Annotated in this window: 14 protein-coding genes; 10 read left to right on the forward strand and 4 right to left on the reverse strand. The window is 38.6% G+C overall.

What is annotated here, in order from left to right:
* Positions 1 to 5 precede the first annotated feature (5 nt).
* From tsf to frr, 3 genes are all read left to right on the forward strand, one after another.
* On the forward strand, positions 6 to 830 hold the full coding sequence (tsf, locus tag VJ937_RS14905; protein ID WP_324068416.1) for a translation elongation factor Ts: 825 nt from the start codon (positions 6 to 8) through the stop codon (positions 828 to 830).
* 142 nt (positions 831 to 972) lie between these two features.
* The gene (gene pyrH, locus VJ937_RS14910) at positions 973 to 1,674 is read left to right on the forward strand and encodes a UMP kinase (protein ID WP_324068417.1); all 702 of its coding nucleotides are present in this window, start codon (positions 973 to 975) and stop codon (positions 1,672 to 1,674) included.
* Between the two features lie 68 nt (positions 1,675 to 1,742).
* Entirely contained in the window at positions 1,743 to 2,306 is a 564-nt protein-coding gene (gene frr, locus VJ937_RS14915; protein WP_324068418.1) for a ribosome recycling factor, read from the forward strand.
* Between the two features lie 51 nt (positions 2,307 to 2,357).
* On the opposite strand, the gene VJ937_RS14920 is transcribed toward frr, so the two are convergent.
* Positions 2,358 to 3,353, reverse strand: a complete 996-nt coding sequence (locus VJ937_RS14920) for a radical SAM/SPASM domain-containing protein (RefSeq protein WP_324068419.1) — start codon at positions 3,351 to 3,353, stop codon at positions 2,358 to 2,360.
* Positions 3,353 to 4,435 (reverse strand): OmpA family protein, encoded by a 1,083-nt coding sequence (locus VJ937_RS14925; protein WP_324068420.1) that lies wholly within the window; start codon positions 4,433 to 4,435, stop codon positions 3,353 to 3,355. The genes VJ937_RS14920 and VJ937_RS14925 overlap by 1 nt, the downstream gene beginning before the upstream one ends.
* A gap of 194 nt (positions 4,436 to 4,629) precedes the next feature.
* Here VJ937_RS14925 and VJ937_RS14930 point away from each other — a divergent pair, with 194 nt between their 5' ends.
* From VJ937_RS14930 to VJ937_RS14950, 5 genes are all read left to right on the forward strand, one after another.
* The gene (locus VJ937_RS14930) at positions 4,630 to 5,814 is read left to right on the forward strand and encodes a DUF4271 domain-containing protein (protein WP_324068421.1); all 1,185 of its coding nucleotides are present in this window, start codon (positions 4,630 to 4,632) and stop codon (positions 5,812 to 5,814) included.
* A gap of 24 nt (positions 5,815 to 5,838) precedes the next feature.
* Positions 5,839 to 6,594: a uroporphyrinogen-III synthase gene (locus tag VJ937_RS14935; protein WP_324068422.1), complete on the forward strand. Its 756-nt coding sequence runs from the start codon at positions 5,839 to 5,841 to the stop codon at positions 6,592 to 6,594.
* A 77-nt stretch (positions 6,595 to 6,671) separates the two neighbouring features.
* Positions 6,672 to 7,067, forward strand: a complete 396-nt coding sequence (rnpA, locus tag VJ937_RS14940) for a ribonuclease P protein component (RefSeq protein WP_324068423.1) — start codon at positions 6,672 to 6,674, stop codon at positions 7,065 to 7,067.
* Between the two features lie 62 nt (positions 7,068 to 7,129).
* Positions 7,130 to 8,794 carry a S41 family peptidase gene (locus tag VJ937_RS14945; RefSeq protein WP_324068424.1) on the forward strand — a complete coding sequence of 555 codons (1,665 nt, stop codon included), beginning with the start codon at positions 7,130 to 7,132 and terminating at the stop codon, positions 8,792 to 8,794.
* A 329-nt stretch (positions 8,795 to 9,123) separates the two neighbouring features.
* Complete coding sequence (locus VJ937_RS14950) at positions 9,124 to 9,852, forward strand: hypothetical protein (RefSeq protein ID WP_324068425.1); 729 nt, start codon at positions 9,124 to 9,126, stop codon at positions 9,850 to 9,852.
* Here VJ937_RS14950 and VJ937_RS14955 read toward each other — a convergent pair.
* On the reverse strand, positions 9,824 to 10,759 hold the full coding sequence (locus VJ937_RS14955) for a CPBP family intramembrane glutamic endopeptidase (protein WP_324068426.1): 936 nt from the start codon (positions 10,757 to 10,759) through the stop codon (positions 9,824 to 9,826). The genes VJ937_RS14950 and VJ937_RS14955 overlap by 29 nt on opposite strands.
* A 57-nt stretch (positions 10,760 to 10,816) precedes the next feature.
* Between VJ937_RS14955 and dusB the strand changes: the two genes are divergently transcribed.
* Positions 10,817 to 11,851 carry a tRNA dihydrouridine synthase DusB gene (gene dusB, locus VJ937_RS14960; protein ID WP_324068429.1) on the forward strand — a complete coding sequence of 345 codons (1,035 nt, stop codon included), beginning with the start codon at positions 10,817 to 10,819 and terminating at the stop codon, positions 11,849 to 11,851.
* A 34-nt stretch (positions 11,852 to 11,885) separates the two neighbouring features.
* On the opposite strand, the gene VJ937_RS14965 is transcribed toward dusB, so the two are convergent.
* Positions 11,886 to 12,647, reverse strand: coding sequence for a hypothetical protein (locus VJ937_RS14965; protein ID WP_324068427.1), 762 nt, complete (start codon positions 12,645 to 12,647; stop codon positions 11,886 to 11,888).
* A gap of 360 nt (positions 12,648 to 13,007) precedes the next feature.
* On the opposite strand from VJ937_RS14965, the gene VJ937_RS14970 reads away from it, so the two are divergent.
* On the forward strand, positions 13,008 to 13,219 hold a 212-nt coding region (locus VJ937_RS14970), incomplete at its 3' end, for a hypothetical protein (RefSeq protein WP_324068428.1).

The following is a 13,219-nucleotide window of genomic DNA, read 5'->3' on the forward strand; positions in this document are numbered from 1 at the left end:
TGAACATGGCTATTAAAGCTGCAGATGTTGCAAAACTTCGTAAAATGACCGGTGCAGGCATGATGGACTGCAAAAAGGCCCTTGAAGAGGCAAACGGTGATTTCGATGGTGCTGTAAAAATTATACGTGAGCGTGGTCAGGAAGTGGCTAAAAAGCGCTCAGATCGCGAAGCATCAGAAGGTGTTGTGTTGGCAAAAGTTTCTGATGACAAGAAAAAAGGAGCTATTGTTGTTTTGAACTGCGAAACAGACTTCGTAGCTAAAAACGATGACTTTGTGAAATTTGCTTCTGAAATTCTTAATAAAGCTATTGAAGAAGCACCTGCTGATCTTGAGGCACTTAAAGCCCTGAAAATTGGTGATACCACTATAGGTGAAAAAGTTACTGAGCAGGTTGGTATTATTGGTGAAAAAATCGAATTGTCATATTATGCTTTTGCCCAGGCTGAAGACCTTACTGCATACATTCACCCGGGTAATAAACTGGCCTCACTTGTAGGTTTTGATAAATCTGTTGGAGAAGAGGTTGGTAAAGATGTAGCAATGCAAGTTGCTGCAATGGCTCCGGTTGCTATAGATAAAGACGGTGTTAAGCAAGAAGTTATCGACCAGGAAATGGAGATTTACAAAGAGAAAGCCCGTCAGGAAGGTAAACCCGAAGAAATGCTTGAAAAAATTGCGCAGGGTCGCCTGAATAAATTCTTCAAAGAGAATACACTCATTAACCAGGAATTTGTTAAAGAGGGTAAAAAATCTGTTGGAGATTATGTTAAAGAGCAAGCAGGTGATGCTAAGATTGTAGCTATGGAGCGCTACACACTTAACGCATAAGAAAAACCATACATTGAATTAAGGTTGTGTTCGAAAAAATGTACTTTTTTCAGCACAACCTTTTTTGTATCTTCACGTTTGGAAACTTGCTTGCATCATAGCATAGTTGTCTTTCGTTTGATTTATAAAGATTGAAAAAAATATGAAGAGGATTTTATTGAAAATGAGTGGAGAATCACTCATGGGAAAGCAAAAAACCGGTATTGATCCGGAAATGCTTAATGCTTTTGCTAAAGAGATTGCAGAAGTTAATCAGCAAAAAACACAAGTCGCCATAGTCGTTGGCGGAGGAAATATATTTCGTGGCCTTAAGGGAGCTGCGCAGGGATTTGACCGTGTAAAAGGCGACCAGATGGGCATGATGGCCACCGTTATTAATAGTTTGGCACTTCAGTCGGCACTCCAGGCATTGAATGTAAAGGCCAGGGTATATACGGCAATAAGGATGGAACCTGTAGGCAACCTCTATGATCGTGATGAGGCCATTGAGGCTATGGAAAACAATGAGGTGGTTATTGTAAGTGGAGGTACCGGAAACCCCTTCTTTACCACTGATACGGCAGCTGCACTTCGTGCCGTTGAATTAAATACCGATGCATTACTGAAAGCCACCCGGGTGGATGGTGTTTATACGGCCGATCCCGAAAAAGACCCCAAAGCTACCCGTTTTGATGAAATTACCTTTGCCGAATGCCTGACAAACGAATATAAAATTCTGGATTTAACCGCTTTTACAATGTGCAAAGAGAATGATATGCCCATTATTGTATTTAATTTTCATGAACAAGGCAATCTTAATGCACTCATTTCCGGAAAAAAAGTTGGTACAATCGTCAGGAATTGAATATATTTAAGGTTTAATAAAAATTAATCAGGTCGACTGCTGAAATGTTTTACTAAAAATATACAACCATGAATGAAGAAGTGCAAATGTTTATGGATGATGCCAAAGAGCGTATGGAAAATGCGGTGAAGCATCTTGATCAGGTGTTGGGAAAACTAAGAGCCGGTAAGGCTTCACCCCAATTGCTTGCCGATGTAAAGGTAGATTATTATGGTGCTATTACCCCACTTAGCCAGGTATCAAACATCAACACCCCCGACGGGCAAACCATTCGCGTACAGCCCTGGGAAAAAAATATGATTGAGCCTATTGAGAAAGCCATTATGAATGCCAATTTGGGATTTAACCCTTCAAATAATGGCGAGGCAATTATCATCAATGTCCCACCACTCACGGAAGAGCGTCGTAAAGAACTTGTTAAACAGGTGAAAAAAGAGAGCGAAGATGCTAAAGTTAGCGTCAGAAATGCCCGCCGCGATGCCAACGATGAGTTTAAAAAATTGAAAAACGAAGGCTTATCAGAAGATGAGGAAAAGAGAGCAGAGGAGAAGGTTCAGGATTTAACCAATCAGCACATCGAAAAGGTTGACGAACTTGTTGAGGCCAAAGAGGCTGAAATCATGAAAGTATAATCTCATTTGAGAAAAAATTGAACGGAAAATCTGTTTCAGGTTTTCCGTTTTTTATTTATACACGCGCATTGCTTCAGGACAATTTTCACATATTTCATGCATGGTTTGTGTTCCATAAATTTGCTGGAGAAACTTTTTTCGAGCAGGACTTTTTACAATCTTATCAAAGTTCTTGATTCCAAAGCCCAGGTCATGGCTTGCTTGCTTATCGTAGCAGCATGGGAGAAATTTTTCATCAGCACTTATAACGATACCTGAAAAAGCTCTGAAACAATGACCTTTTGCTTTTTTACGCATTTGTTTTCCTCTGTAGCGATTGTATTTATTGTCATCGGGCAGCCAATTTTCATGATTAGTATAAATCTGCATTGTTTTAAAAAGCGTTTTATCAGCACCAGCCATCAAAGCCTTTTTTTTAATGGCCCCAAGTTCATTTTGGTTGTAGCGGTTTACAAGTGTTTGAACAGTTATTTTGGGCCATAATGAACGTTTCTCCTGTCTTGTATCTTTGATTAATTTTACACCTTCCCATACTTTTTCTGCATTACCACCGGACCTGTATTTTTCGTATGTAGCCTGGTTTAGTCCGTCTACTGAGATAATGAGTTTTTGTATACCAGAGTCAACAATTTTTTCAGCCATTTTTTTGTTGATCATGGTTCCGTTGGTTGATAAAATGGTGTAGAGCTTTTTTGAAGTTGAAAAAGATGCGATTTTAAAAAAATCATGGTGAAGTAGCGACTCCCCCTGAAAATAAAGGTTTACTACAATGCCATGTCGTGCAAACCTGGAGATTTGGTCCATTGCGAAACGCGTATCCATCAATTTTTTTTCACGGTTTATTTCTCCCAACCCAACAGGACATTGGGGGCATTTCAGGTTGCAAATAGATGACAACTCAAGACTCATGGCATAGGGCGGAAGTAATTGTATCTTACCCGAAAATGTTGCCAGGCGATGTGCCAAATACAGTTTCAATAGGTTTAATAACCTGCTAAACTTCAATAAGCCCGTTAATGATAAAAAACGAAATAATTTTTGCCACATTAGTGTGTTTCAAGAATCTCGAACAGCTCATTCAGGTTTGGCGTGAGAATAATTTCTGTTCTGCGGTTTTTTCGTCTTGCTTCGCTGGTATTGCGTTCATCAACCGGCATATGCTCTCCTCTTCCTGCAGCTATTAGTCTTTGCGGATCGATGTTGCCATTTTCCAATAAAATTTTAAGTATACTGGTGGCTCTCTTAACACTTAAATCCCAGTTATCTTTAATCTGTCCGCTTCCGTTATAAGGCACATTGTCAGTATGGCCTTCAATCATAATATTAACATCTTCGTTGGACGCTAACACTCCGGCAAGCTTTTTAAGGGCTTCTTTTCCTTTTGGATCTACAGCCCACTGACCCGATCTAAAAAGTAATTTTTCTTCCAGGGAAACGTAAACCTTACCATTTTTTTGTGTCACGGTGAGGCCCTGGTTTCTGAATCCAAGTAAAGCATCGAGCACCTTGTTTTTAAGCGCCATTACAGCACTGTCTTTGGCCTGGAGAATGCGTTCCAGTTCATTTATGCGTTTACTTTTAGATTGGAGTTTTTGTTCTTTTTCCTGAAGGCTTGAATCCAGCGCCGCAAGTATCGAATTACGTTCATCAAGTTGTGCCTGCAGCATATTGAGTTTCTCACGTTCTTTGCTTAAGCTGTCGCGTAATTCATATAAGCGATCTTGCCGCTGTTGCAAATCTTCCCTTGCAACCTGAAGTTCAGCCATAAGCTTACGTGTTTCTTCCTGGTTGCTTTTTATGAGCACATCCTGCTTTTTAGCCAGATCCTCATACATGTTTTGGTATACCTTATACTGGTGTTTGTAATGCCTTGATGTATCAATTTCGTTGGCAAGTTGTTGCCTTGTACCTGATATTTGATTGCGAAGTAATTCCAGCTCAGCCTCCATCTCAGTATTTTCTACCGTCAGGTCTTCGTTCACCTCTTTTAGCGAATCCCGATCTACTACGGCTCTGTTGTGCTTATACTGAAGCTCTTTTAATTGTTTGGCTGGTACGCATGACTGGGCGATGGCAAAAGCAATTAGTAAAACGATGAAAATTTTTAATGATATGGTTACTTTTTTCATGGATAACGGTTTAATGTGCATTGGCGACCGAATGATTTTGTAATGAATATTGAATTATCACAAAATTCAGGTAAAAATATGAAAAATTTAGTTTAATCCATAAGCCCTTTAAGGAATCCTTTATTTGTCTTGCTTAGGCTGGAAAATCCTTTAAATTTGTATTTTTACCACAGTTTTAATCAATCCGGATCGCAATGTGGCCTACAGAGCAGGATAATTTAAATGTTAACTCAGGTTATCAGCAACAGAAAACACAGGATTTTACCGTTGCTGTTAAGGGTGAGTTGCCTGTTTATAATGCACTCAAGGGGGCTTATGAACCAGCAGAGCCTATTGATGAGTCTTTTACAGATCAATTCAGGTTTGAGGCTCCGGCTACTTTGAAGATGCAAATAAACGAACACATTTATTTACCGGATTATACCTACCATAAATTGGAGTTAAAACCGGTTAATATATTTAATCCTGGCGCCGGATTCAGAGCTATTGAAGAAAACAAGCCAAAGGAGTGGAAAACAGCTCAGAATAAAAAAATAAAAGAACAGGGTCCGCACGCTTTTAATGCGCTGCATGGAGGACTTACTTACCGTGAGAAAGATCAGAATGTATTTAAAACGCTCAGGCCCGTTCCGCTGGTGGAACTTACTAAAGAACAAAAAAGTTATACCCGGGAAGTAAATGAGATTATTCGTTTTAGTCCTGTATCAAAAGGGCAATTTCAGGCAACAGATACAATGGTTGGTATTATTATAGGATTTATTCTGTTTTTCTTATACCTGCGCGCTGTTTTTGGTCGTCACGTCCGAACTTTTACAAAGTCGGTATTTAATCGTGTCAGAGCTATGAATACTTTGGAAGAAGGCAATATGATAATTGGCCGGGTTTCTTTCTTATTAAATATATTTTTCTTTTTCACATTGGGGTTACTATTTACCCATTGGCTCGATTATATGGGATTTGTCATTTGGAATTATGGTCAACTCAAAACATTTACGCTACTCTCAGCTATTGTAACAGTTTTATACATCGGCAAATGGATATTTAGCTGGATTATAGGTCATTTTTTGAAAATACAGGAAGAAACACGTGCCTATTTTTTCCATATTTTTGTTTTCAATAAAACTTTTGCTTTGGTAGTTTTTCCATTTTTGTTAGTCTTGCCCTATATTGATGCGCAACTGGGAGTTCTGATCTTAAAAGGCAGTTTTATTTTGCTTGGATTTTTCTATTTATTACGCATTATCAGATTATTAACTTATTCCATTTCAAGAAATGTTTCGCTTTTCTATTTGTTTTTGTATCTTTGTGCCCTTGAAATTATTCCGATTCTGGTAATTGTCAAATTGTCCAGTGAGTGGTTGAAATTACCGGTTTTTTGAGTATTCACAAAAACTGTTGGAAAATTGAAAATTAAGAAAATCCTAGTATCGCAGCCCAAGCCTGAGAATGACAAATCGCCTTATTCAGATTTAGCTGAAAAACATAAGCTAACAATCGACTTCAGGCGATTTATTGAGGTCAAAGGAATTCCGGCCCAGGAATTCAGACAATCAAAAGTCAATATCCTTGATCACTCTGCAGTAATTTTTACCAGTAGAACTGCAATTGATCATTTTTTCCGTATTGCAGAGGAGATGCGTATTACTGTGCCCGATGACATGAAATATTTCTGTATATCAGAAGCAACAGCTTACTATCTGCAGAAATATATCGTATACAGAAAACGTAAAATTTCTTATGGAAACGGGAAATTTGATGATTTACTCAAACTAATCATCAAAAACAACAAAGAGAAATTTTTGATCCCATTGTCAGACATTCATAAGGCAGAGATACCGAACAAACTTAAAAAGAATAAAATTAAATTTACTAAAGCTATTTTATATCGTACTGTAGCGGCTGATTTAAGTGACTTATCTGATGTGAACTATGACATTTTAGTTTTCTTTAGCCCTTCAGGAATAGCGTCTTTGTTTGAAAACTTTCCGGATTTTAAGCAAAACGACACAAAGATAGCCGCCTTCGGACCTTCAACGTCCAAAGCGGTTACTGAAGCAGGTCTTGAGCTTAATATTAAAGCACCGCAGCCCAAAGCCCCGTCAATGACTATGGCGCTTGATAATTTTATTAAAGATTATAATAAAAACGGAAGCAAATAAATTGACCTTATAATTAATAGCAGCCATATCTTTAGCAGATATGGCTTTTTTTATAATTTTGAATAAATAACCGCCGGATGTCCCAAAATAATTATAACCAGAAGTTTGAGAAAAATGAACGTTTGAAACTACGCAAACGAATCGATTTTTTATTTCGGTGCGGGACTGCTTTGAACGAATTCCCGGTTCAGGTTGTTTATGTGATAGACGATAACGTCGATGTCGCTGAAATTCAAGTGGCTTTCTCTGTTTCAAAAAAGTTGTTTAAAAATGCGGTCGATCGGAATCGGATAAAAAGATTATTGCGTGAAGCCTATCGAAAGCAAAGTTATGAGATGAAGGAACTTGTGCATCAGAAAAAGGCAGCAGTTTATGTAATGCTAATCTATAAATCCAACAAAGAATTGCCGTACGAGGGAATAGCCGAAAAAATATTTTTACTTTTACAACGTTTGAAAAAAACTATTGAATAATAATGTGGACTTGGCCTTTAATTTGAATGCATTGTTATTGCAAGAAATTTAAACTAGATATTATGAAAAAGAAATTATACTGGATAATTCCGATTTTTTTGCTTTTAGCTGTAGGTATTACTACTACAAGTTATAAAGATAACAGCTTTGAGATCGTTAAGAATATAGATATTTACACCTCATTGTTCAAGGAGTTGAATACATATTATGTAGATGAAATTGATCCGGGTGAGGTTGTAAAAACCAGCATCGACGAAATGTTGAAGTCTCTTGATCCGTATACCAATTACATTCCCGAGTCGGATATTGAAGATTACCGTTTCATGACCACCGGAAATTATGGTGGGATTGGAGCACTTATTCGTAAAAACGATGACCGGGTAATGGTAGCTGATCCTTACGAAGGTTTTCCTGCTCAGAAGGCCGGGCTCAGGGCTGGAGATGTTTTAATTAAAATTGATGATTTTGATACCAAAGGAAAAAGCCTTCCAGATGTCAGCGAAAAATTAAAAGGACAGCCAGGAACAAAGATAAATGTTGTAATTAAACGGCCCGGACAGGATGAAAAGATTGAAAAGGAAATAACACGTAAGAAAATTCATGTACCTGCAGTGCCATGGTATGGTATGCGTGATGACAAAATCGGATACATTAGACTCTCGAATTTTACACATAAGGTATCAGAAGATGTAAAAGATGCTGTTTTGGATCTTAAAAGTCAGGGAGCCGAAAGTTACATACTCGATTTAAGAGGAAACCCCGGCGGCCTGCTTATGGAGGCTGTTGAAATTGTGAATTTATTTGCACCAAAAGGTGAACTTATTGTTTCGACTAAAGGTAAGGTGGAAAAATGGAATAAAGAGTACTACGCACAAAAAGAGCCTGTTGTCCCCCAGATGCCTGTGGTAGCCATGGTGAATAGTGGTTCGGCTTCGGCCAGTGAAATTGTATCTGGAGCCCTGCAAGATTTAGACAGGGCTGTAGTTGTAGGCACGCGTACTTTTGGTAAAGGTCTGGTTCAAACCACCCGGCCCCTAAGCTACAATGCACGCCTCAAAATTACCACAGCTAAATACTATATCCCCAGTGGCCGCTGTATTCAGGCACTTGACTATTCTAACAGAAAAGAGGATGGAAGTGTAGGTAAAGTACCTGATTCCTTAATTACAAGCTATAGTACCAAAAATGGCAGAACGGTTTACGATGGTGGAGGTATAATGCCTGATATCGAACTCGAGCAGCCAACCCTTAGTAAAATTACAGTTAGCCTTGTGAGGAAACAACTTATTTTTGATTTTGCTACAGAGTTTGTAAATAAAAACGATTCGATTGATGACCCTGCTACCTATAAAATTTCGGATGAAACCTTTGAGGCTTTTAAGGTATTCCTCAAAGACAAAACGTATGATTATAAGCTAAGAAGTGAACAGGAGCTGGACAAGCTAAAGCAAATGCTTAAAAGGGAGAAATATCTAAAAATTGTAGAAAACGAAATTGAGGCCTTAAGTAAAAAACTTGAACACGATAAGGAGCAGGATCTTATTACATTTCAGGACGAAATTAGGGAGATGATTAGTGAAGAGATTAGCAGTCGTTATTATTATCAAAAAGGAAGAATTCAAACCGCGCTGCAGTATGATATGTATTTAGATACTGCTATGAACATATTGAAGCATAAAGAACGTTACGACACAATTCTGACAGTCAAAGAGGTTGAAAGTGAGTAAAAAATATATTGGTCTTATAGAAGCTGTCTGCGATTGCAGGCAGCTTTTTTTTGCTTTATCAGTCACTGCTTCTTTAAATGTAGTTGCTAATGTTCCTTAACAAAAGGTTGCATAAGCTTGTGCGAATACAATAAAATTTGTTGATAAAATTAAAATAACGCATATTTTTAATACCATCACGAATAATTTTGATAATTGTAATACATTAATTTATAGCGTTTATCAATAAAAATAGTATATTTACCAAAGGGTTGGCGAAGAACCTTGACTTATAAACAATTTGCCATATATTCGCAAAAGACAGTATCACTAACCAAAGAATTTCGCTTATGCCATACCGACGCTTACCAAATACCGACTCGGCCCGGATCAGGGCAATGAGAAATGCTCAGGATATGGGCTCAAGGCAAACTCCCGCGGAGTTAGCATTCTCCCAAAGCACGCTTATGCAAATACGCACCTTTTTACCCGTTTTTGAGCAAGCTGTGAATAACCAAAGGAATTATCAAAAATCGCAGATTGAACGCAATAAGAAAATTCAGGATGTGATTAAAAAAACCCGCTTGTACCTTTCTCACTTTATACAGGTAATGAATATGGCTGTGGCCAGGGGAGAGATGAAACCCGAAATAAGGGAAGCTTTTGGCTTAAAAAAGAATGACAAGCGCGTGCCTGATCTGAATACCGAAAAAGACCTCATTTTGTGGGGTAAACGCATTATTGAAGGCGAAGAAACACGTCTGGCTTCGGGAGCAAGTCCCATTACTAACCCAACTATTGCCAGGGTAAAAGTACATTTTCAGGACTTTATGCGCGTGTGGCAGGATCAGCAACATTATCACGACATATTTCAAAAAGCACATGAGAAAGTGGCCAATTTACGCAAAGATGCGGACCAGCTTATTGTCAACCTGTGGAACCAGATAGAAGCAAATTTTGAAGACCTAAAGCCCGACGAAGCACGTGAAAAGGCCTCAAAATATGGCATTAAATACGTTTATCGTAAAAACGAAAAACTACGTCCTTTTCTTAACGTAAACTATGGCGATGTTTCCTGAAGTGTTGGTGCAAGCCATACATTAATGCTACTAACAAAATTATACTCACAATTGCCAATGGCCACATAAATGTTGGTGTGCCAATATTATCCACAGACCCATCTATTTGCTCCGGTGAAAGCCAGAACCAGGCCAGGACACTCAGTCCATTATTGAAGAAATGTAGTGCAATGGGCACCCACAAGTTTTTACTCCAAAGGTATACCAGCCCCAACATTATCCCTAAGGCTACGCGTGGCAAAAATGTGAAAAATTGGTAATGAAGTGCTGCGAAAACTATTGCTGCTATAATGACCGACAATATGGGTTTACGTGTAATACGTTCAAACTCTTTTTGCAGCACACCTCTAAACAGTACTTCTTCTGAAATTGCTGGCAGCACACCAATTACCAGTAGGTTTATAAATAAGGTGCCGATAGATTCGGTGTTGAGTAGTGCCTCCATAAATTCCATTGCGCGCTCTTCAGTGCTTCTGAAGTTTTGTTCCATTGCGCTCAGCCATTCCGGCAAATTCAAAGCCTCATTAATAGCAGCTAATGCATTGATCATAGGTAGTGCAACAATAACGATCAGCAGTGTTCCGAAAATTGCTTCTGTTGAAATTGATTTTTTAATGTCCAGGCCATGCATAACCGGTTTGTCATATAATAAAGCCCAGAGGATTCCCGGAAACAGGAACATCCCGATAGTTTGCATTGCCTGGAAAAATCTTACTACCGGCAGCATGCCGCTATTGCCAATTTGGGCAAGCATTTCCGGCTGACTGAAGAAATTATAATCCCATACAATAATTGAAACACCAGATGCAAGGCCCACGAAAATAAGGTTGCCAGCTACCATCATAAATAAAAGCATTAGCAGGCGAACGAGAAATTGTGTTGCGGTTGGTCTTTTATGGTAATCCATAGAATTTAGCACTGTTTTTGTATTTTTGTAAGCTACAAAAATAGAATTTTTATTGTGATTAAGATTGGGAATACAGAATTACGCGATTACCCTGTGGTGTTTGCACCCATGGAGGATGTGAGTGATCCGCCTTTTCGCTATATGTGCAAGCAATTCGGAGCCGATTTGATGTATACCGAGTTTATTGCTGCGGAGGGTTTGGTGCGCGATGCCAAAAAAAGCCTCAAAAAATTAGATATATTCGAATATGAGCGCCCAATTGCTATTCAAATTTTCGGACATAATATAGATTCGATGGTTGGGGCTGCGAAGATGGTGGCAGAAGTGAAGCCCGATATTATAGACCTGAATTTTGGCTGTCCCGTTAAAAAAGTAGCTGGAAAAGGCGCAGGTGCAGGCATGCTGCGTGAGCCCGAAAAAATGGCTGAAATGACAGCTGCCATAGTAAAGGCTGTAGATATTCCCGTGACTGTAAAAACCCGTCTTGGGTGGGATGAGGACTCCAAAATCATAACCGAACTTGCTGAACCGCTTCAGGATGCAGGTATTGCCGCACTGACCATTCATGGTCGCACGCGTGCCCAGTTTTATCGTGGCGAGGCCGACTGGACCTTAATCAGGGAAGTGAAACAAAACCCCAGAGTGAATATTCCCATTATTGGTAACGGAGACATTAAAGACCCCGTGGGAGCAAAACGAATGTTTGATGAATATGGGGTAGATGCCATCATGATCGGCCGTGCTGTAATTGGCCGGCCATGGATATTTAAAGAGGTGCGTCACTACCTCGATAAAGGCGAGTTTATGCCACCTTTAACCATCGATGACCGGGTCGATATGGCACAAATGCATTTGCAAAAATCTATTGAATGGAAAGGTGATGTGTATGGAGTACTGGAAATGCGCCAGCATTTAAGTAATTATTTTAAAGGGTTGCCAAATTTTAAGCCACGCCGGCTCAAACTCTTAACTACCCCTGAAGCCGATGGTGTGCGCGAGCAACTTGAGGACATCCGTAAGGTTTATAAAGATTATGCCCTCGACAATAACCACCTAATTGAAAATCACTGCAGTAAACTTGAAAAGCTTTAGTTTTCAATGCTCTGACATACGGTAGGTTCCCGCTCTAAATAAATGCCGCGTTGTTGTTAATGTGCTGAGCAATATCTTTAATGAATGCTGTCGCATCCTGTTTTTTCATCAGGTCTTTGTTGATTAATACTGTTACAGGCACAATGTCGCGCATTTTAATATCGTAATCGATTAGCCTTGGTTTTTGAAACATGGAACTGATGCCCATAGAAATTTGTTTATGGGCATTTTTAAGGTCTGTATTTGTATAATTACCCGAGGTACTAATGTAGCTAAAAGCACCATTTCCTATTTTTTGATAAGCCATGCGGGGGTTTCTGATAAATAACCGCCATAAGATTTTTTTAAGTGTGTGGGGTAAGTACAACAGATATTTTGCTGTTTTATGGCTTTTGTTTTGTTTCAGAAAGTTCCTTTCCTGTGTCATTTGTCCCTTGGCATAGCCAATTTCTTTTGAGATATCTTCAATGCTTTTTGTTGATGCGTTGTTTACTTTAACCGGAACGGTGTATAATTGGTTATCAAATTCTTTTTCCAGCCACATAGCATAATTAAAGTCGGTAAGCTTTTGTTCTGGATTGTGATCTTCCAACGCTGCAGACATTAATTTAACAATCCATGCAGTTATTGCGATGTTTTCTCCGTTTTTGCGTTTTTGCTGAAGTTTATGTCGCACATCAGTCAGGTCCATTTCGAAAAATGCTGCAACTGTTTTGGTGTTGGAATTAACCACATAGCTATCTGCCATGGTAATGGTATTTCCAGGGATAAATACGGGAGGCTGTGAATTAGTCATACGTAAAAAAGTTCCTTTAAAATGTGGAGTTTATCAATAAAAATATGTTGTTCACCATAATTTACGTAGCATTGAAGTAAAGGTTACCTTTGATTAAAGAAAAAAGGCAAGTTGTTTTTCACGATGTTATTTTTGGTTTTTTTTAGTGGATTATCATATATTGGATAGCAAGCGTCTCAAAAACAATTTTTTAACTGGGGTTTAAAAACGCGTTTTTTTGAAATATGGATCTTGATTTAGAGCTAAATCAATTTGTTAATTGGAATTATAAAGATAATTTTGAATCAATATAAACTGATTGGAGATTAAATTTATTTAGAACTTTTATTAACTTTTTTCGTTAATATAAATATATTTGCAGTGAGGGTTTCATATAAATCTAATAAGCTTGAAAAGCAATTAACAAAGGCAAGAGAGATGCAAAAAGAGTTCGGTACGATGGCTAAAAAGGTCAATCAGCGAATGAAAGAGATAGAAGCATCGGACAACTTAAGTGATTTAATGAAAATTCCTGCTGCGAAATGCCATGAGCTCCACGGAGATAGAAAAGGGAAGTACGCAGTAAGCATTTC

The sequence above is a fragment of the Salinivirga sp. genome (assembly GCF_035268865.1).
Taxonomy (GTDB): Bacteria; Bacteroidota; Bacteroidia; order Bacteroidales; family Salinivirgaceae; genus Salinivirga.

What these genes read in the sequence shown, in the direction of transcription:
- frr (WP_324068418.1), top strand. Translation starts at nt 1,743, where the DNA reads ATGAATGAAGAAGTGCAAATGTTTATGGATGATGCCAAAGAGCGTATG.
- VJ937_RS14930 (WP_324068421.1), top strand. Translation starts at nt 4,630, where the DNA reads ATGTGGCCTACAGAGCAGGATAATTTAAATGTTAACTCAGGTTATCAG.
- VJ937_RS14945 (WP_324068424.1), top strand. Translation starts at nt 7,130, where the DNA reads ATGAAAAAGAAATTATACTGGATAATTCCGATTTTTTTGCTTTTAGCT.
- VJ937_RS14920 (WP_324068419.1), bottom strand. Translation starts at nt 3,353, where the DNA reads ATGTGGCAAAAATTATTTCGTTTTTTATCATTAACGGGCTTATTGAAG.
- VJ937_RS14965 (WP_324068427.1), bottom strand. Translation starts at nt 12,647, where the DNA reads ATGACTAATTCACAGCCTCCCGTATTTATCCCTGGAAATACCATTACC.
- VJ937_RS14925 (WP_324068420.1), bottom strand. Translation starts at nt 4,435, where the DNA reads ATGAAAAAAGTAACCATATCATTAAAAATTTTCATCGTTTTACTAATT.
- tsf (WP_324068416.1), top strand. Translation starts at nt 6, where the DNA reads ATGGCTATTAAAGCTGCAGATGTTGCAAAACTTCGTAAAATGACCGGT.
- rnpA (WP_324068423.1), top strand. Translation starts at nt 6,672, where the DNA reads ATGTCCCAAAATAATTATAACCAGAAGTTTGAGAAAAATGAACGTTTG.
- pyrH (WP_324068417.1), top strand. Translation starts at nt 973, where the DNA reads ATGAAGAGGATTTTATTGAAAATGAGTGGAGAATCACTCATGGGAAAG.
- VJ937_RS14955 (WP_324068426.1), bottom strand. Translation starts at nt 10,759, where the DNA reads ATGGATTACCATAAAAGACCAACCGCAACACAATTTCTCGTTCGCCTG.
- VJ937_RS14950 (WP_324068425.1), top strand. Translation starts at nt 9,124, where the DNA reads ATGCCATACCGACGCTTACCAAATACCGACTCGGCCCGGATCAGGGCA.